The sequence below is a fragment of the Azonexus sp. genome (genome assembly GCF_041909095.1).
Taxonomy (GTDB): Bacteria; Pseudomonadota; Gammaproteobacteria; order Burkholderiales; family Rhodocyclaceae; genus Azonexus.
This window is the reverse complement of the sequence record NZ_JAYREB010000001.1, coordinates 1,200,055-1,217,111: the sequence shown is the minus strand read 5'-3', so window position 1 is coordinate 1,217,111 and position 17,057 is coordinate 1,200,055. Positions and strand designations below refer to the sequence as shown.

16 protein-coding genes and 1 pseudogene are annotated in these 17,057 nt (G+C 67.0%); 5 read left to right on the top strand and 12 right to left on the bottom strand.

The features are described from left to right. Positions 1–16 precede the first annotated feature (16 nt). Positions 17–1,075 carry an acyltransferase family protein gene (locus tag ACE3OV_RS05820; protein ID WP_374325944.1) on the top strand — a complete coding sequence of 353 codons (1,059 nt, stop codon included), beginning with the start codon at positions 17–19 and terminating at the stop codon, positions 1,073–1,075. Here ACE3OV_RS05820 and ACE3OV_RS05815 read toward each other — a convergent pair. Then, entirely contained in the window at positions 1,072–3,030 is a 1,959-nt protein-coding gene (locus ACE3OV_RS05815; protein WP_374325942.1) for an acetoacetate--CoA ligase, read from the bottom strand. The two genes, ACE3OV_RS05820 and ACE3OV_RS05815, sit on opposite strands and share 4 nt — an antisense overlap. Before the next feature lie 115 nt (positions 3,031–3,145). Between ACE3OV_RS05815 and ACE3OV_RS05810 the strand changes: the two genes are divergently transcribed. Next, complete coding sequence (locus tag ACE3OV_RS05810) at positions 3,146–3,919, top strand: enoyl-CoA hydratase (protein WP_374325940.1); 774 nt, start codon at positions 3,146–3,148, stop codon at positions 3,917–3,919. A 51-nt stretch (positions 3,920–3,970) separates the two neighbouring features. Here the strand turns inward: ACE3OV_RS05810 and ACE3OV_RS05805 are convergent, their stop codons facing one another. Further along, a complete protein-coding gene (locus ACE3OV_RS05805) occupies positions 3,971–4,570 on the bottom strand; it encodes an isochorismatase family protein (RefSeq protein ID WP_374325938.1) in 600 nt (199 codons plus the stop codon). 92 nt (positions 4,571–4,662) lie between these two features. On the opposite strand from ACE3OV_RS05805, the gene ACE3OV_RS05800 reads away from it, so the two are divergent. Further along, the gene (locus ACE3OV_RS05800) at positions 4,663–5,643 is read left to right on the top strand and encodes a GlxA family transcriptional regulator (protein ID WP_374325936.1); all 981 of its coding nucleotides are present in this window, start codon (positions 4,663–4,665) and stop codon (positions 5,641–5,643) included. Between the two features lie 3 nt (positions 5,644–5,646). Further along, positions 5,647–6,693 (top strand): hypothetical protein, encoded by a 1,047-nt coding sequence (locus tag ACE3OV_RS05795; RefSeq protein WP_374325934.1) that lies wholly within the window; start codon positions 5,647–5,649, stop codon positions 6,691–6,693. Here the strand turns inward: ACE3OV_RS05795 and ACE3OV_RS05790 are convergent. The 10 genes and pseudogenes from ACE3OV_RS05790 to ACE3OV_RS05745 form a co-directional block, all read right to left on the bottom strand. After that, positions 6,690–8,498, bottom strand: a pseudogene (locus tag ACE3OV_RS05790) (methyl-accepting chemotaxis protein); the annotation flags it as partial. The gene ACE3OV_RS05795 and the pseudogene ACE3OV_RS05790 sit on opposite strands and share 4 nt — an antisense overlap. Positions 8,499–8,739: 241 nt before the next feature. Beyond that, entirely contained in the window at positions 8,740–9,318 is a 579-nt protein-coding gene (locus ACE3OV_RS05785; protein WP_374325933.1) for a nucleoside triphosphate pyrophosphatase, read from the bottom strand. Next, positions 9,318–9,788, bottom strand: coding sequence for a 23S rRNA (pseudouridine(1915)-N(3))-methyltransferase RlmH (rlmH, locus tag ACE3OV_RS05780; protein WP_374325931.1), 471 nt, complete (start codon positions 9,786–9,788; stop codon positions 9,318–9,320). Before rlmH ends, ACE3OV_RS05785 begins: the two co-directional genes overlap by 1 nt. Continuing rightward, entirely contained in the window at positions 9,785–10,150 is a 366-nt protein-coding gene (gene rsfS / locus ACE3OV_RS05775; protein WP_374325929.1) for a ribosome silencing factor, read from the bottom strand. Before rsfS ends, rlmH begins: the two co-directional genes overlap by 4 nt. After that, on the bottom strand, positions 10,150–10,803 hold the full coding sequence (gene nadD / locus ACE3OV_RS05770; protein ID WP_374325927.1) for a nicotinate-nucleotide adenylyltransferase: 654 nt from the start codon (positions 10,801–10,803) through the stop codon (positions 10,150–10,152). The genes rsfS and nadD overlap by 1 nt, the downstream gene beginning before the upstream one ends. Continuing rightward, positions 10,796–11,569 (bottom strand): BPSS1780 family membrane protein, encoded by a 774-nt coding sequence (locus tag ACE3OV_RS05765; RefSeq protein ID WP_374325925.1) that lies wholly within the window; start codon positions 11,567–11,569, stop codon positions 10,796–10,798. Before ACE3OV_RS05765 ends, nadD begins: the two co-directional genes overlap by 8 nt. Before the next feature lie 3 nt (positions 11,570–11,572). Then, positions 11,573–12,319, bottom strand: coding sequence for a BPSS1780 family membrane protein (locus ACE3OV_RS05760; protein WP_374325923.1), 747 nt, complete (start codon positions 12,317–12,319; stop codon positions 11,573–11,575). 9 nt (positions 12,320–12,328) lie between these two features. Continuing rightward, complete coding sequence (locus ACE3OV_RS05755; protein WP_374325921.1) at positions 12,329–13,255, bottom strand: homoserine kinase; 927 nt, start codon at positions 13,253–13,255, stop codon at positions 12,329–12,331. 3 nt (positions 13,256–13,258) lie between these two features. After that, complete coding sequence (locus ACE3OV_RS05750) at positions 13,259–13,588, bottom strand: DUF2782 domain-containing protein (protein ID WP_374325919.1); 330 nt, start codon at positions 13,586–13,588, stop codon at positions 13,259–13,261. 31 nt (positions 13,589–13,619) lie between these two features. Further along, entirely contained in the window at positions 13,620–14,348 is a 729-nt protein-coding gene (locus ACE3OV_RS05745) for a TIGR00730 family Rossman fold protein (RefSeq protein ID WP_374325917.1), read from the bottom strand. 3 nt (positions 14,349–14,351) lie between these two features. Here ACE3OV_RS05745 and polA point away from each other — a divergent pair, with 3 nt between their 5' ends. Then, positions 14,352–17,051 carry a DNA polymerase I gene (gene polA / locus ACE3OV_RS05740; protein ID WP_374325915.1) on the top strand — a complete coding sequence of 900 codons (2,700 nt, stop codon included), beginning with the start codon at positions 14,352–14,354 and terminating at the stop codon, positions 17,049–17,051. The last annotated feature ends 6 nt before the right edge of the window (positions 17,052–17,057 follow it).

Genomic DNA, 17,057 nt, shown 5'->3' with positions numbered 1-17,057 from the left:
ACCGACAACTTCGCGCATGCCTCTGCTTGATGCACTCAAGGCCGGCGCCTCGCAGCTTGTCCTGTTGCACCATTTCGCGCTCTACGGCCCGCTGGCCGTGGCTTTCGGCGCCACCTTCCCGGAAGTTGCCGAATGGCTGGTCGATTACGGCCGCATGGCAGTCCAGGTCTTCCTCGTCTGCGCCGGTTTTCTCGCCGCCCGCGGCCTGGCGCCGGAAGGCCGCCTGCTGGCCGGCAACCCGCTGCCACTGATCGGCCGCCGCTACCTGCGGCTCGCCCTGCCCTTCGTCACTGCGATCAGCATCGCCGTCATCGTTTCGGCCATCGCCGACCAGTGGCTCGACGATCCGGCGGTTCCCGACCGCGCCACCTTCGGCCAGTGGCTGGCCCACGTCTTCCTGCTGCATGGCGTGCTCGGCGCCGAATCACTGTCGGCCGGCGTCTGGTACGTCGCCATCGACTTCCAGCTTTTCGCCCTGATGACACTGCTGCTGTGGCTGGGCCGCAAGCCACCCGGCGCGCTGCTGGCGGTGCTCGGGCTGGCGATCGTTTCGCTGTTTCATTTCAACCGCGACAGCAGCCTCGACAACTGGGCGATCTACTTCTTCGGTTCCTACGGCCTTGGCGCTGCTGCCTGGTGGGCGTCGGCGCGCGGCCGGCTGCGGCTCTGGCTGGGACTCATCGCTACCGTCGGCATCGCCGCGCTGGTCGAGGATTTCCGCCTGCGCATCGCGATCGCCCTGACGCTGGCGCTGCTGCTCGCCTTCAGCCGGCGCAGCGGCCTCCTCGAACGCTGGCCGCAAGGGCGGCTGGCAGCCTTTTTCGGGCGCATTTCCTACTCGGTCTTCCTGGTCCATTTCCCGGTTCTGTTGCTCGCCAACACCTTGTTCGCCAACAGCGCCCCGCGCGACGCGGCGGCGATCACCTGGTGGACGCTGGTCACCTGGGGTGCCTGCATTGGCGCCGGCATGGCCTTCCATCGCTGGGTCGAAGTGCCGGCCGGCAAGGTCCGGATGCCGGCCTTGCTCCGCCAGTGGGGCCGGCGCGCCCTGCAGGCGCTGCCCGGGCGCGGTTAATCGGCCAGTTCGGGGCGCCGCCGGAAACCTTCCAGCGCCTCCGGGTTGGCCAGCGCCTCGACATTCTTCACCGGCCGCTCGTGCACCACGTTGCGCACTGCCAGTTCAACGATCTTGCCCGACTTGGTGCGCGGAATGTCCGTCACCTGGACGACCTTCGCCGGCACATGGCGCGGCGTCGTGTTGGCGCGGACCTGCTGCTTGATCCGCTCGATCAACGTAGCGTCGAGCACGGCGCCCTCGGCCAGCTTGACGAAGAGCACCACGCGCACGTCGTCGTTCCTGCCCGGCGGCCAGTCCTGGCCGATCACCAATGACTCCAGCACTTCCGGCAACTGCTCGACCTGGCGGTAGATTTCGGCGGTGCCGATGCGCACGCCGCCCGGATTGAGCGTCGCGTCGGAGCGGCCGTAGATGATCATGCCGTCGTGCGCGGTCAGTTCCGAAAAATCGCCATGGCACCAGATGTTGTCGAAGCGTTCGAAGTAGGCGGCGCGGTACTTGCTGCCGTCGGCATCGTTCCAGAACCCCACCGGCATCACCGGGAACGGCCGGGTGCACACCAGTTCGCCCTTCTCGCCACGCAGCGGCCGGCCGTCCTCGTCGAACACCTCGACCGCCATGCCCAGCCCGCGACATTGAATCTCGCCGCGATAGACCGGTAGCACCGGGTTGCCGAGGACGAAGCAGGAAACGATGTCGGTACCGCCGGAGATCGAGGCCAGCGGCAAGTCTTCCTTGACCTCGCGATAGACCCAGTCGAAACCTTCCGGCGACAGCGGACTGCCGGTCGAGAACATCGCCCGCAAGGCGCCCAGGTCGTGCGAGCGCGCCGGCGTCAGGCCCTGCTTGGCGGCGGCGTCGATGAACTTGGCCGAGGTGCCGAAGTGGGTCATGCGCTCGGCTTCGGCGTAGTCGAACAACACCTTGCCGCCAGCCGCGAACGGCGAGCCGTCGTAAAGCAGCAGCGTGGCGCCGGCAGCCAGCCCGGAAACCAGCCAGTTCCACATCATCCAGCCACAGGTGGTGAAGTAGAAGAGGCGGTCGCCGGGGCGCACGTCGCTGTGCAGGACATGCTCCTTGAGATGTTGCAGCAGCACGCCGCCGTGGCAATGGACGATGCACTTGGGCACACCGGTAGTACCGGACGAGTACATGATGAACAGCGGATGGTCGAAGGCGACCCGTTTGAACACCGGCATCGTCGCCGCGTCTGCTTCCGGAAGTGCCGGCCAGGCGACAGCGTTGGCGATAGCGCCAATTTCCGGTGCGTTGCTCAGATACGGCACGACCACGGTCTTCACCAGCGACGGCATCTGCGCCACGACTTCCGCGTTCTTGACCAGGCAATCGACCGCCTTGCCGTTGTACCAGTAGCCATCGACGCAGACCAGCACCTTGGGTGCAATCTGACCGAAGCGGTCGAGCACGCCCTGCACGCCGAAATCCGGCGAGGCCGACGACCAGATGGCGCCGAGCGCCGTCGTCGCCAGCATCGCGGCGAGCGTCTCCGGCAGGTTGGGCAGGTAGCCGGCGACGCGGTCGCCTTCACCGACGCCGGCGTCGATCAGGAAGCGCTGGAAACGGGCGACCTCGCGGCGCAGTTCGCTGCGGCTCATGCGCCGCTTGACCTTGTCCTCGCCCCAGAACACCAGCGCCTCGCCGTCGTCGGCGTGGCGCAACAGGTTTTCCGCGTAGTTCAGGCGCGCTTGCGGAAACCAGCGCGCGCCGGGCATCTTGCCGCCGTCTTCGAGCACTGTCTCGCCGCGCTCGCCGACGGCAGCGCAGAAGCGCCAGACCTGCGGCCAGAATTCCTCTGGCTTATCGACCGACCACTGCCACAGTTCGGCGTAGCGGCCGTAGCCGGTCGCCTGCATGAACTGAGCCATGCGGGTATCGCCGACGGTGGCCGGGTTGGGACGCCACAGCGGGGCGGCTTCGATCGGGTAGGTCATCTTGTCTCCTCCGGGATGGTTTTTCGTGACAGCTTAGCAGGTTAACGTTAACGTCAACTGTCGTGCGCCGGACAATGCGGCGCCAGACTTCAACAAGAACATCCAGGAGAATCCAATGAGCAACGTCGTACTGAGCGAAGTCCACGGCAAGGTGGGCCTGATCCGCATCAACCGGCCGGAAGCGATGAACGCGCTGAACAACGATGTCGTCGACGGCATCGCCGCCGCCATCGACGCCTTCGAAGCCGACGAGGCCATCGGCTGCATCGTCCTCACCGGCAACGAGAAGGCCTTCGCCGCCGGCGCCGATATCGGCTTCATGAAGGACTTCGACTACATGCACGCCTACAAGACCGACTTCATCACCCGCAACTGGGAGCGCATCAAGACCACGCGCAAGCCGGTGATCGCTGCGGTAGCCGGCTTCGCGCTGGGTGGCGGCTGCGAGATGGCGATGATGTGCGACATGATCTTCGCCGCCGATACGGCCAAGTTCGGCCAGCCGGAAATCCGCCTCGGCACCCTGCCCGGCGCCGGTGGCACGCAGCGCCTGCCGCGCGCCGTCGGCAAGGCGAAGGCGATGGACCTCTGCCTGACCGCGCGCATGATGGACGCCGCCGAAGCCGAGAAGGCCGGCCTGGTCGCCCGCGTCATCCCGGCCGAGCAACTGCTGGAAGAAACTTTGAAGGCCGCGACCACCATCGCCGGCTATTCGCTGCCGGTGGTGATGATGATCAAGGAGTCGGTCAATCGCGCCTTCGAGTCCTCGCTCAACGAAGGCCTCTTGTTCGAACGCCGCGTCTTCCACTCGGCCTTCGCGCTCGAAGACCAGAAGGAAGGCATGGCTGCCTTCGTCGAGAAACGCAAACCGGCGTTCAAGAACCGCTGAGGTTCAGGGCGTATTCACAGTAACCAGCGGGCTGCTTGCTGTGAACACGCCCTAGTCTGGAATCGCGGCGACGTCGCGGACGATCACCGCCTGCGTGTCGCTAAGGCCGATCAGGCTGGCCTCATGCAACAGTTCGGCGGCCATCACCCCGCCCTGCCCGTCCGGCAGCGGCCGGGTGGCGCAGGCCGGGGCGACGACGGTGCAGCGAAAGCCGCGCCCGGTTGCCGCGCGCACCGTCGAGCTGACGCAGTTGTGCGTCATGAAGCCGATCACAATCAGGTTCTGCCGCCCCGTCGCCTCCAGCACCGCCTGCAGCTCGGTGCCGGCGAAGGCGTCGGCCAGCGTCTTGTTGACCACGCTTTCGCCGGGCAGCGGCTGCATTTCGTCAAGCGGTTGGTAAGCCGGCGTCTCCGGGTTGAACAGCGGCCCGGCGCCGCGATGCAGGACGTGCACGACCGGCGTGCCGGCCGCGCGGGCACGCGCCAGCAGGCTGGCACCTGCAGCCAGCGCCGGGCCGATGCCGGGCAAGGCCAGGTGGCCGTCGAGGTATTCGCGCTGCGCGTCGATGATCAGCAGCACGCTGTCGGCAAGCCGGTTCGGCGGCGCCGGCGGGGCGAAGCGCTGGAGGATGGTGAAGGCGTTGGTGGTCATGGCAATCTCCGTGTCAGTGGGCAGGGCAATGATGCGCGTCGGCAAGAGGCGCCGACAGCGGCATAATTGACATTCTTCATGCCGAATCTGCCATGACCGCCCTCCTCGTCGCCCCCGGTTCCACGCCATCGAGCGTCACCAGCACGCTGGACATGGTCGCCGTCGCCCGCCGTCATCCGGCCGCCGCCGATTGCCGGCTCGACCTGCTCTCGGCCAGCGGCGGCGAAATCGCGCTGGCGCCGGCCCTGCGTCTGCAGACGACGGCGCTGCCGGAGCGCCTGGACGATTACGCGGCGATCCTCGTCTCCGGCTTCTTCGCGGCGGATTTCGCCGACCTGGTGCGCCAGCTCGGCGCCGTCTGGCAGCCGGCGATCCAGCGGCTGGCGGCGCTGCCGGCGGATCGCCTGGTCGCCGCCAGTTGCTACGGCAGCTTCGTTCTCGCCGAAAGCGGCCGTCTCGACGGACGCCCGGCAACCACCCCGTGGTGGCTGGCCGAGGCTTTCCGCCAGCGCTATCCGCGCGTTCGACTGGACGCCGACCAGGCGCTGGTCGACGCCGGCCCGACCATTACCGCCGGGGCGATGACGGCGCATGTCGACCTCTCGCTGCATGTCCTGCGCCGCCTGTTCGGCGCCCCGCTCGCCCGCCAGGTCGCCGGCATCATGCTGATCGACGGCGCCCGCCGTTCGCAGCGGCCGTTCAAATCGCTGCCGCAGCGCTTCGCCGACCCGCTGATCGACGCCGCCGCCGGCTGGCTCAGCCGCCACGCCAGCCAGGACGTCAGCACGCAGGCACTCGCTGCCGCGCTGGCCGTCAGCTACCGCACCCTGCACCGGCGTTTCGTCGCCGCCGCCGGCATGCCGCCGCTCACCTACCTGCAGGCGCTACGCATCGAACACGCCCGCGAACTGCTGGAAACGACGCGTGACAGCGTCGAGCGCATCGTCGAGACGGTCGGCTACCGCGACAGCTCGGCCTTCCGTCGCCTGTTCGCGCGCCAGGTCGGGCTCAGCCCGGCCGAGTATCGCCAGCGCTTCCGCCACCCCGAACCCAAGCTACTGGAACCCGACTGAAGCATGCACCTGTTTGCCGACATCACCGCCCACGGCCTCGGCCATCTGGCGATCAGCGCGCCCATCCTCAACGCGCTGGCCGAAATCACTCCCGACCTGCGCCTGACCGTGCGCAGCCGCGTCCCGGAGAGCAAGCTGCGCGAACGGATCGTGCCGCCCTTCGAGCTGATCGCCGCCGCCAGCGACTTCGGCTACGTCATGCACGACGCCCTGCGCATCGACCGGGAGGCCAGCGCTGCCGCCTACCGCGCCGCGCACACCGACTGGCCACTGCGCGTCGCCACCGAAGCGGATTTCCTGCGCGCGCTGGCGCCTGACGTGGTCCTCAGCAACGTCGCCTACCTGCCGCTGGCCGGGGCGAAGCTGGCCGGCATACCGGCGCTGGCGGTCTGTCCGCTGAACTGGGCCGACCTGTTCGCCCATTTCTTCGGCAATGAACCGTGGGCGGCGCCGATCCACGCCCAGATCCTCGCCGCCTATCGCGACGCCGATACTTTCCTGCGCCTGACGCCGGGCATGCCGATGGCCGATCTCCCCCGCCTGGAAAGCATCGCCCCGATCGCCGCCCGCGGCACCCGGCACGATCTCGGACTCGGCACCGGGCGCAACATCCTGATTGCGCTGGGCGGCTTCGACCACCGCCTGCCGGTCGACGCCTGGCCGCGCCTGCCCGGCACACGCTGGTTGCTGCCCGCCGCCTGGCAGTGCCGGCATCCGGACGCGGTGGCGTTCGAAAGCCTGAACCTGGGTTTCACCGACCTGCTCGCTTCGGCCGATGCCGTGATCACCAAGCCCGGCTACGGCACTTTCGCCGAAGCCGCCTGCAATGGCACGCCGGTGCTTTACCAGCGGCGCGCCGACTGGCCGGAACAGGATTGCCTGATCGACTGGCTGCAAACCCACGACCGCTGCCGCGAGGTTTGCGCCGAGCGCCTGCAGGACGGCCAGCTCGGCGGCGATATCGACGCCCTGCTGGCGCTGCCGGCACCGCCCCGACCACAGCCGGACGGCGCGCTGCAAGCAGCACGCCGTATCCTGGCGGCGGTTTAGGAAGTCGCCAGGCGCTGCAACAAGGTCAGTTGTTCGACCGCCTCCTGCATCGCTTCCATCCCCTGCGCCAGTTCCTCAAGGCGGGCCAGACTGGCCTTCAATTCGTCGCGTTCGGTGCCGGCGTTCTGGCTCATGTTGACGATCTGGTCGGCGGCGACCGTACTCTTGTCGGCCATTTCCTGCGTCGTGCCGACGGTTTCGGTGGCCACCGCGCGAATCTTGGCGATCGTCGTCACCGCTTCGCTGATGCTCTTGGTCGTCGCCTGCGCCTGGTCCTTCGCCGACTGGGCGAGCTTGCGCACTTCGTCGGCAACGACCGCGAAGCCGCGCCCGGCCTCGCCGGCGCGCGCCGCCTCGATCGCGGCGTTAAGGGCCAGCAGGTTGGTCTGGTCGGCAATCGCGCCGATACCGCCGGTGATCTGGCTGATACCCTGCGAGATGCGTTCGAGGTCGTCGAGCTCGCTGCCCAGCCGCGACTGCGCCGAACGCGTCTGGGTGGCAGCCTCGCTGATCGAGCGGATGCTGCGCTGGGCGATGTCCAGCGTATCGGCCTGGCGCAGGGTCGCCTGCTCAAGTTGCGGCAACGCGGCAAGCAGCGGGGCAATCGCCTGCTGGTAATCGACGACGCGCTCGGTCACTGCGGTCTGGATGCCGTTGAGCGCCGCCCAGCGATGCAGCGCACGCTGCGCGTAATGACCGGCGTAGGCCGCATAATCGACCGGAAAGCGGGCCATCGCCTCGTTGCGCTGATCGAAGAAGGCGAGCGCCGACAGGGTCTGGTTGATCGGCACGCCAAGGATTTCACCGAAGGTCGAGAAACCGGCGGCCGGCACGTCGTCGAAGAAGCGCGCCTCGGCGAGACGCCCGCTGTTGCCGACGCGGCGCAGCACGCAGTCGTTGAGCAGCACCGCGCTCGGCCGGCCGTGGCGGCTGACGAACTGCTGCCAGTCGTTGCGCGTGGCGGCGATGAAATCGGTGGCCTTGAGCAGGTGCAGGCGGTCGCCGAATTCGAGGTCGCAGAAGAAGGCGATGCGGTCGCTGCGGATTTCCGCAACCGAACGGATGAAGTACTCGTCCTCGACCTTGACCGCAAAGGTCTTGCCTTCCAGTTGCCGGGCCAGATCGCCCGGACTGCAGCGCAAATGGCCGGCGAGCACATCGAGGATGGGCTGCGGCCGGCCGTCGCTGCCGAACAGCGAGGTAACGGTACGGGCGACCGGATCGGCCTCGGCGACCAGCCAGCTTTGCTGGGTCGGCTCGAAATTCTGGCTTTTGAACGGCGCGAAGGATTTGCCTTCCGCCATCTGGCAGAAGACCAGCACCGCCTTGCCCTGCAGCACCGAACCGCCGGCGCCGATGTAGGTACCGTTGAAATTGAGACTACCACCAGCGGAGCCGCCGATCGCCAGACAGGGAAACTGCCCGCTCTGGTACCAGGCCTGCATCAGAAAACCTTCGGATGCGGACAGCCCGTCGCAGAAGACGAGGGCGAAGCTGCGCTCACCGGACAGCGGAATCCCCGGCCGGATTTTCTCCAGTTCGCGGCGGATGGCGGCGACGCGCTGGCTGGCGGTGGCCGTGTCCTTGATGTGGAGGTCGACGACATGCACTTCGTGACGGGCGATCAGGCCCTGCGGCAGCCATAGCCAGCTACCCTGCGTGCCCTGCATCTCGCAGTAGGGCGAAGCGCCGGCCTGGCCGCACAGGGCGCCGGTCGACGACAGGCTGAGGACCGTGCGACCACTGGCGGAGAGGCGTTGCCAGGCGGCGCTGACCCGCGAGAAGTCGGTTTCCGGTGGCACGAAGGAAAGCAGCAGCCCTGCCTCCCCAGCGACGCCGAGCTGGCCGAAGCTGTCTGGCAGCGCATTGCAGTCGAAACGCCCGCTCTGCGGCTGGCCCGCCTGAGGCGCCCCGGTTGTCGGCCGTGCTACCGACGTATCGCCGGACAACAGCGAAAACAAGCCCATGATGTCTCTCCTCGTGTGTCGTTATGAGGAGCAATGTAGCGAGCCGCGGCGGTGCCGGCAAGCACGGCCTGCAGACAGGTCAGAAACGCCAGCCGAACTGCTTTAACAACTCGCCGGTTTCACACACCGGCAGGCCCATGATGCCGGTGTAGCTGCCGGAAATATGGGCGACGAACAAGCCAGCCCGCCCCTGGATGCCGTAGGCGCCGGCCTTGTCCATCGGCTCGCCGGAAAGGACGTAATGGCGGATCTCCTCATCGGAGAGGACGCGGAAGGTGACTGCGCTGACCGACAGGATGAAGGCGCAGCGCTCGGCATCGGCGACGGCGACGCCGGTCAGGACGCGATGCGTCTGCCCGGACAGGCGGTGCAGGATGGCCTCGGCGTCGGCGGCATCGACCGGTTTGCCAATGATCTCGCCGGCGAATTCGAGCGTGGTGTCGGCGGCCAGCACCGGATGGGCGACCAGGTGACGCTCCTTGAGCAAGTGCAGGCCGTGCGCCGCCTTCGCCCGCGTTACGCGTTCGACGTAGGCGGCGGCCGGCTCGCCGGGCAGCGGACTTTCGTCGACGTCGCCGATCAGGGTGTCGAACTCGACGCCGATCTGGTGCAGCAGTTCGCGCCGGCGCGGGCTGCGCGAGGCAAGGTAGAGACGCATCAGCCTTCCCGGTGGTAAGGGTGGTTCTTGAGTACGCTGACCGCGCGATACAACTGCTCGCACAGCAACAGGCGCGCCATGCCATGCGGCAGGGTCAGGCTGGACAGGCGGATCTTCTCGGCGGCGCGCTGCTTGAGCGCCTCGTCGATACCGTCGGCGCCGCCGATCAGCAACGCGACGTCGCGCCCGTCCTGCATCCAGTGTTCGAGCCGCTGGGCCAGCTTCATGGTGGTCAGGTCATCGCCCTTCTCGTCGAGGACGACCAGGCGGCAGGAGGTCGGCAGGGCGTCCTCGATCCGCCCGCGTTCGGCGGCGAGCAGTTGTTCGCGGGTTTTCGAGCCGCGCGGTTCGGGCTTGATCTCGACGACACTGGCCACCGCTTCGCGCGGCATGCGCTTGAGGTATTCGGCGCAACCGGCGTCAACCCAGGCGGGTTGCCGGTGGCCAACGGCGAGGATGGCCAGCTTCATTCGCCGGCGGCGACGTCCGCCAGCTTGCGCCGCTGGGCCGGTGTCACCTGCCAGAGCTCCTCGAGGTTGTAATAGCTGCGTACCGCCGGCTGCATGACATGGACGACCAGGTCGCCGATATCGACCAGCACCCACTCGCCGGCGTCCTCGCCTTCGACCGAGACGATTTCGCCGCCGGCCTCGCGCACCTTCTCCTGGACGTTGCGGGCCAGCGCCTTGACCTGGCGGTTGGAATCGCCGGTGGCAATGACCAGGCGATCGAACATCGAGGTCAGCTTGGTGGTGTTGATCACTTCGATGTCCTTGCCCTTGATGTCTTCGAGGGCGGAAACGACGATTTTCTGCAGCTTGCGTATGTCCATCAGGAATTTCTGTAAAGGGAATGGGCGCGAATATAGTCGAGAACGGCATCCGGCAGCAAATAACGCGCCGACAGGCCGTTGGCCAGCAGCTTGCGGATCTGCGTCGCCGAAATGGCGAGCTGGGTCATCGCGAAAGTGACGATCCCGCCGCCCGGCGCGCTACGCAGGCCACTCGCGTCGGCCAGCCGGCGCTGCTGGAAGACGGCGGCGAGTTCTGCCGGCAGGCTGGCGGCTTCGACCGGGAAACCCGGGCGGTGCGAGACCGCGATGTGGGCAAGTTCGAGGATGTCACGCCAACGGTGCCAGCCCGCCAGACCGGCGAAGGCATCGGCGCCGACAAGCAGGACCAGCGGCCGGGCGGCAGCGAGTTCGCCGCGCAGGCGTTCCAGCGTGTGCACCGTGTAACTCGGCGCGCTGGCGTCGACTTCCGCCGCATCGACGGTGAAGCGGGGATTGCCGGCGGTGGCCAGGCGCACCATCGCCAGCCGCTGTTCGCCGGTGACCTGCGGCACCCCGCGGTGCGGCGGGTTGCCGGCCGGCAGCCAGCGCACGCCGCCCAGGCCGAGATGGGCGATCGATTCCTCGGCCAGGCGCAGGTGCCCGAAATGCACCGGGTCGAAGGTGCCGCCAAAAATCGCCAGCGGCTCAGACAATTTCGGAGATGCCGAAGATGTCGCGATAAACGACGTAAAAGCTGGCGAACACGGTCGGCGCGATGACCAGCGCCATCAGCAGCGTGACCAGTGTCGTTGCCAGCTCCTGCAGGCCAGGCAACAGGCTGAGCAGCAGTCCCAGCGCCAAACCAGGCAGCATGGCGGCGACGATCAGCAGCCCCAGCCCATATACCAGGAAGGGCCGCCAGTTCATCCGGCAGGCGACGAAGCTGAAGAACAGCGACTTGCCGAGCGGCAGACGGTGCCAGGCGGCAAGCACCGGCGCGAACCACCAGGCCATCAACACCGGCACCATACCGGCGGCGACGATCAGCGCCGACAAGCTGAAGTCGGCATCCTCGACCAGCGCGCGTTCGGCACGGCTGTCGGCGAGCATGTACTTGAGCAGCGCACCGGAGTCGGCAATGGTCGACAGGCCGAGCACGGCAAAGGTGGCCAGCAGGTAGAGGGCACCGAGCACGAGCAGGGTCCGGGTGTTGTCGCGAAAACCGCCGAACAGGGTCTGGATGGCGACCGGCAGATGGCGTTCGGTGTTGCGCGCCGCCTGCATCAGGCCGACCGACAGCCCGGGGATGACCAGCGACGCGGCCAGCGCACCGACCATCGGAAACAGGTTGAGGAAGACGACGATGAACCAGTAGGTGATGACCAGCAACGACAGCATCAGCGGGTTACGGCGGTAGATGGCAAAGCCGCCAAGGACCCACTGCCAGCCGCTGGCTGCCGGGAGCGTCTGCGCGCGCATCGGTCAGGCTCCCGCAAAGATGTCGCGATAGGACGCGTAGACCGCGGCCGAGAAGATCGGCAGCCACAGCAGCAAGCCAAGCCCGAGCGGCAACATGGCGAAGAAGGCCGCCACCACCAGGAAGGTGCCGAAGATCACCATCACCAGCCAGTTCTTCGCCCCGGCGGCGAAACTCGCCTTCATTGCGGCCAGCGCCGGCATGTCGTGAAAATAGACCAGCGCCGGCGCAAACCAGGTGGCCATGATGACCGGCACCGAAAGCAGCATGACGAGCAGGCCGGCCAGCATGAAACCGCCGAAGGCGATGCCGAAGCCACCGATCCGCCCGGAAATCGCCCCGCCCAGCAAGCCACCGCTGATCAGCAGGAAGGCGATCAGTGCGATGCCGAAGACACCGATGGCGAAAAAGACGCCAACCATCACCAATTGCCCGGCCTGCCGGCGGAAACCGGCGAACAGGTCGCCGATCTGCGGTTCGCCGCCGTCGGCGATGGTGCGCGAGATGTGCAACATGCCGGCACCGAACAGCGGCACCAGCAGGTGGGCGGCAATCTGCCCGAACAGCGGAACGATGGAAATGGCCATCAGGATGACCAGCAGCAGGATGCTCGCCCCTAGCCAGATGCCGGGATGGGCGAGGAACATCGCCCAGCCCTGGGCCAGCCAGTCGAAACAGGCGCCGGCATCAACCTCGCGGCTGTCGCCCTTGAACGGCGCGGGGGAAATCGGAAATTGCGGACTTTCGCTCATGCCCGGATGCTAGCCGGGGAGCGCGTCGGCGGCAAGGCGCAAGTGCAGCAGCAGGGTCTTGAAATCGTCCGGATTCTTGATCGTCACCACTTCGCCGGCACGCGGGCGCAATTTTGCATCAAGACGCAGCAGCCAGAAACGCAGCGCCGCCGCCCGCCGCAAGGCCGGCCAGGCCCTCCTTTCGGCCGCCGTCAGCGGGCGCACCCCGGTATAGCCGTCGATCAGCGCCGTCAGTCGCCCGACGTCGCCGCACCAGTCGTTGGCGACCACCGCCAAGTCGAACAACCAGGCATCGACGCCGGCAAAATAGAAATCGAGCAGGCCGCCGAGTTCGCCATCGTCGCGCCATAGCACGTTGTCGCGGAACAGGTCGGCGTGGATCACGCCCTGTGGCAGCGCCGAGCGGTCCTGCCGCGACTGGAAAGCCAGTTCGTCGGCAAGCAGCGCGGCATCGGCGGCCGACAGCAGAGGCAGGAGGCTTTCCCCCAGCGCCTGGCACCAGGCGGCGCCGCAGGGATTGGCCGGCGCCCCGGCGAGGTCGCCCGCAGCCAGATGCAGGCGGGCGAGCGCGGCGCCGACGCGACGGCATTGCGTCGCATCAGGAGTGTCGACTGCGCGCCCGGGCAAGCAGGTGAGCAGCGCCGCCGGCTTGCCACACAACGGCCGCCACAGGCAGCCGGCGGCGTCAGCCAGCGGCCGCGGACAGGGCAGCCCGGCGTCGGCCAGATGCGCCTGCAGGCGCAGGTAGAAATCGAGCGCCGCCGGGTCGATCGCTTCGAACAGCGTCAGCACGAAGCGGCCGCGAGCCGTCGTCACGAAATAGTTGGAATTCTGCATGCCGGCGGCGATGCCGGCATGCTCAATCAGTTCGCCGGCGGCGAGCGGCCGCAGCCAGGCCGCAAGTTCGGCGCGGCCGACCGTGGTGTAGACGGACAAGGCTTACCAGCTATGGATGACCCACATCGGCGGCCGCACCGGGTTGGGATTGATCTCGCTTTCGACCATCACGCCATCGCCCTGGCGATCGACCAGGTAATAAGGTTTGCCGTGTGTCGGCGTCACCTTGACCATGTACAGCTTGCCGTTGGCGCGGAATTCCTCGCGCGTTTCCTTGTCGTTGCGGACGATGGTCACCTGCGGCTCAAGCGCCGCGTCGAAGGGCTCCATTTCCGGCGGTGGCGGCGGCACGGCGGGCAGCGGTTGCAGATCGCCCTTTTGCGCCCAGGCGGGCAAGGCGGCGAAGAGCAGGATGGGGAGGAGACGGCGCATGTTTTTTCCTTTCGGTATGCCGACCATTTTATTACAGGTTGAGCATCATCTCCCGCTCGTTCGGCAACGGGCTGAACGGGCGCGCCTCGTAGTGCTTGAAGATGGCTTCGACGACCTTTTCCGGGTCGTCGATGATCTGGATCAGCTCGGTATCCTCGGGGTCGATCATCTTCTCGCGCACCAGCGTGTCCTTGAACCAGTCGATCAGCCCCTTCCAGAAATCCGAGCAGACCAGGATCAACGGAATCTTGCGCGCCTTGCCGGTCTGGATCAGGGTCAGCGCCTCCATCAACTCGTCGAGCGTGCCGAAGCCGCCGGGCATGACGACGTAGGCACTGGCGAAGCGGACGAACATGTACTTGCGCGCGAAAAAGTGGCGGAAGGTCTGCGAGATGTCCTGGTAGGGATTGCTCTGCTGCTCGTGCGGCAACTGGATGTTGAGGCCGACCGACGGCGACTTGCCGTGAAAGGCGCCCTTGTTGGCCGCTTCCATGATGCCGGGGCCACCGCCGGAGATCACCGAGAAGCCGGAATCGGAGAGCAGGCGGGAAATCCGCTCGGTGAGGTCGTAGTACGGCGTGCCTTCCTTGACCCGGGCCGAACCGAAGATCGTCACTGCCGGTTTGATCGCCGCCAGGCGGTCGGTGGCCTCGACGAACTCTGACATAATGCCGAAAATCCGCCAGGACTCGCGGGCCGTCGCGCTTTTCAGCAGCGCCTCGGTCTCGATCCCCATCACCAGTTTATCGCTCTCGGTCATCCCATGCCTCTTCTCTTGTTGGTGGACGGTTCGTCCTATCTTTACCGCGCCTATCACGCCCTGCCCGACCTGCGGAATCCGGCCGGCGAGCCGACTGGCGCGCTGTATGGCGTGCTGAACATGCTACGTCGTCTGGAAAGCGACCACAAGGCGGACTACAAGGCCGTCGTCTTCGACGCCAAGGGCAAGACCTTCCGCGACGACTGGTATCCCGAATACAAGGCGCATCGCCCGCCGATGCCCGACGACCTGCGCGCCCAGATCGAGCCGATCCACGCCGCCATCGCCGCCGCCGGCTGGCCGGTGCTGTGCGTCGACGGCGTCGAGGCCGACGACGTAATCGGTACGCTGGCGACCAAAGCTGCGGTCGACGGCATCGATACCTTGATTTCCACCGGCGACAAGGACCTGACCCAGCTCGTCGGCCCGCATGTCCGCTGGTACAACACGATGAGCGAGGAAATGCTCGACGCCGCCGGCGTCGAAGCCAAGTTCGGCGTGCCGCCGGAAAAAATCGTCGATTACCTGGCGCTGGTCGGCGATACCGTCGACGGCGTCCCCGGCGTCGCCAAGTGCGGGCCGAAGACTGCCGTCAAATGGCTGACGCAATACGGCTCGCTCGACGAAGTCGTCGCCAACGCCGACAAGATCAGCGGCGTGGTCGGCCAGAACCTGCGCGACCACCTCGACTTCCTGCCGCTCGGCAGGAAGCTCGTCACCGTCGTCTGCGACCTGCCCGATTTGCCGGCACCGACCGCCTTGACCGCCACATCGCGCGACCGCGACACGCTGCGCGAACTGTACACCCGCTACAACTTCCGCACCTGGACGCGCGAACTCGACAGCGACGCGCCTCCAGCCAGCGAAGAAGCTGCCGCGCCACCCGCCGCGCCGAGCGAGGTCCGCTACGACACCGTGTTCACCTGGGCGGCTTTCGACAGCTGGCTGAAAAAGATCGAAACCGCGTCGTTGACCGCGCTCGACACCGAAACCACCAGCCTCGATAGCTTCGCCGCCCGCATCGTCGGCCTTTCGCTGTCGATCACGCCCGGCGAAGCCTGCTACATCCCGCTCGCCCACAACGGTCCCGGCGTCGCCGAGCAGTTGCCGCGCGACGAAGTGCTGGCAAAGCTGAAACCCTGGCTGGAAAGCGCCGCACACAAAAAGGTGCTGCAGAACGCCAAGTACGACCAGCACGTCTTCGCCAACCATGGCATCACGCTGGCCGGCATCGCCCACGACACCATGCTGCAGAGCTACGTGATCGAATCCGACAAGGGCCACGACCTCGGCCAGCTATGCAGCCGCCATCTCGGCCTCGCAACGATTGCCTACGAGGACCTGTGCGGCAAGGGTGCCAAGCAGATCGGCTTCGACCAGGTCGACATCGAGCGCGCCGCCACCTACGCCGCCGAGGACGCCGACGTCACGCTGCGCGTCCATGAGGTATTGCACCCGCAGTTCGCCAAGGAGCCGGGCCTCTCGCGCATCTACCACGAGATCGAACTGCCCGCCCGCCAGGTGATCTGGCAGATGGAACGCAGCGGCATCCTGATCGACGGCGCCACGCTGGCCCGCCAGAGCCACGAGATCGGCCAGAAGATCATGGCGCTGGAAGCGCAGGCCTACGAACTCGCCGGCCAGCCGTTCAACCTCGCTTCGCCCAAGCAACTCGGCGAAATCCTGTTCGGCAAGCTGGGCCTGCCGGTGAAGAAGAAAACCGCCTCCGGCGGCCCGTCGACCGACGAGGAAGTGCTCTCCGAACTGGCGCTCGACTACCCGCTGCCCAAGCTGCTGCTCGAACACCGCAGCCTGTCGAAGCTGAAGGGCACCTACACCGACAAGCTGCCGCGCATGATCAACCCGGACACCGGCCGCGTGCATACGCATTTCTCGCAGGCGTCCGTGGTCACCGGACGGCTCGCTTCCAGCGAACCCAACCTGCAGAACATCCCGGTGCGTACCGACGAAGGACGCAAAATCCGCACCGCCTTCGTCGCCACTGAGGGCAGCAGCATCGTCTCGGCCGACTACTCGCAGATCGAGCTGCGCATCATGGCGCATCTTTCCGGCGACGCTCGCCTGCTCGACGCTTTCGCCCACGGCGAGGACGTGCACCGCGCCACCGCCGCCGAAATCTTCGGCGTCACGCCGCTGGAAGTCGGCCCGGATCAACGCCGCGTCGCCAAGAGCATCAACTTCGGGCTGATCTACGGCATGAGCGCCTTCGGCCTCGCCCGCCAGCTCGGCCTGGAGCGCAGCGCGGCGCAGACCTACATCGACCGCTACTTCGCCCGTTACCCCGGCGTCGCCCGCTACATGGAAGAAGCCCGCGCCACGGTGCGCGAGCACGGCTACGTCGAAACCGTCTTCGGCCGCCGCCTGTGGCTGCCGGAAATCCGTTCGAGCAACGGCAACCGTCGCCAGGCGGCAGAGCGCGCGGCGATCAACGCGCCGATGCAGGGCACCGCCGCCGACCTGATCAAGCTCGCCATGATCGCCGTCCAGGGCTGGCTGGAACAGACCGCCCGCCAGTCGAAGCTGGTCCTGCAGGTGCACGACGAACTGGTACTGGAAGTGCCGGACGCCGAGCTGATGGAAATCCGCACCCACCTGCCACGCCTGATGACCCAGGTGGCGCAACTGAAGGTGCCGCTGGTGGTCGAGGTCGGCGTCGGGCCGAACTGGGAAGCCGCCCACTAAGACGGT

Coding starts and splice junctions, on each gene's coding strand:
- ACE3OV_RS05800 (WP_374325936.1), top strand. CDS start 4,663: ATGACCGCCCTCCTCGTCGCCCCCGGTTCCACGCCATCGAGCGTCACC.
- rsfS (WP_374325929.1), bottom strand. CDS start 10,150: ATGGACATACGCAAGCTGCAGAAAATCGTCGTTTCCGCCCTCGAAGAC.
- rlmH (WP_374325931.1), bottom strand. CDS start 9,788: ATGAAGCTGGCCATCCTCGCCGTTGGCCACCGGCAACCCGCCTGGGTT.
- ACE3OV_RS05750 (WP_374325919.1), bottom strand. CDS start 13,588: ATGCGCCGTCTCCTCCCCATCCTGCTCTTCGCCGCCTTGCCCGCCTGG.
- ACE3OV_RS05815 (WP_374325942.1), bottom strand. CDS start 3,030: ATGACCTACCCGATCGAAGCCGCCCCGCTGTGGCGTCCCAACCCGGCC.
- ACE3OV_RS05820 (WP_374325944.1), top strand. CDS start 17: ATGCCTCTGCTTGATGCACTCAAGGCCGGCGCCTCGCAGCTTGTCCTG.
- ACE3OV_RS05745 (WP_374325917.1), bottom strand. CDS start 14,348: ATGACCGAGAGCGATAAACTGGTGATGGGGATCGAGACCGAGGCGCTG.
- polA (WP_374325915.1), top strand. CDS start 14,352: ATGCCTCTTCTCTTGTTGGTGGACGGTTCGTCCTATCTTTACCGCGCC.
- ACE3OV_RS05760 (WP_374325923.1), bottom strand. CDS start 12,319: ATGAGCGAAAGTCCGCAATTTCCGATTTCCCCCGCGCCGTTCAAGGGC.
- ACE3OV_RS05795 (WP_374325934.1), top strand. CDS start 5,647: ATGCACCTGTTTGCCGACATCACCGCCCACGGCCTCGGCCATCTGGCG.
- ACE3OV_RS05765 (WP_374325925.1), bottom strand. CDS start 11,569: ATGCGCGCGCAGACGCTCCCGGCAGCCAGCGGCTGGCAGTGGGTCCTT.
- ACE3OV_RS05805 (WP_374325938.1), bottom strand. CDS start 4,570: ATGACCACCAACGCCTTCACCATCCTCCAGCGCTTCGCCCCGCCGGCG.
- ACE3OV_RS05785 (WP_374325933.1), bottom strand. CDS start 9,318: ATGCGTCTCTACCTTGCCTCGCGCAGCCCGCGCCGGCGCGAACTGCTG.
- ACE3OV_RS05810 (WP_374325940.1), top strand. CDS start 3,146: ATGAGCAACGTCGTACTGAGCGAAGTCCACGGCAAGGTGGGCCTGATC.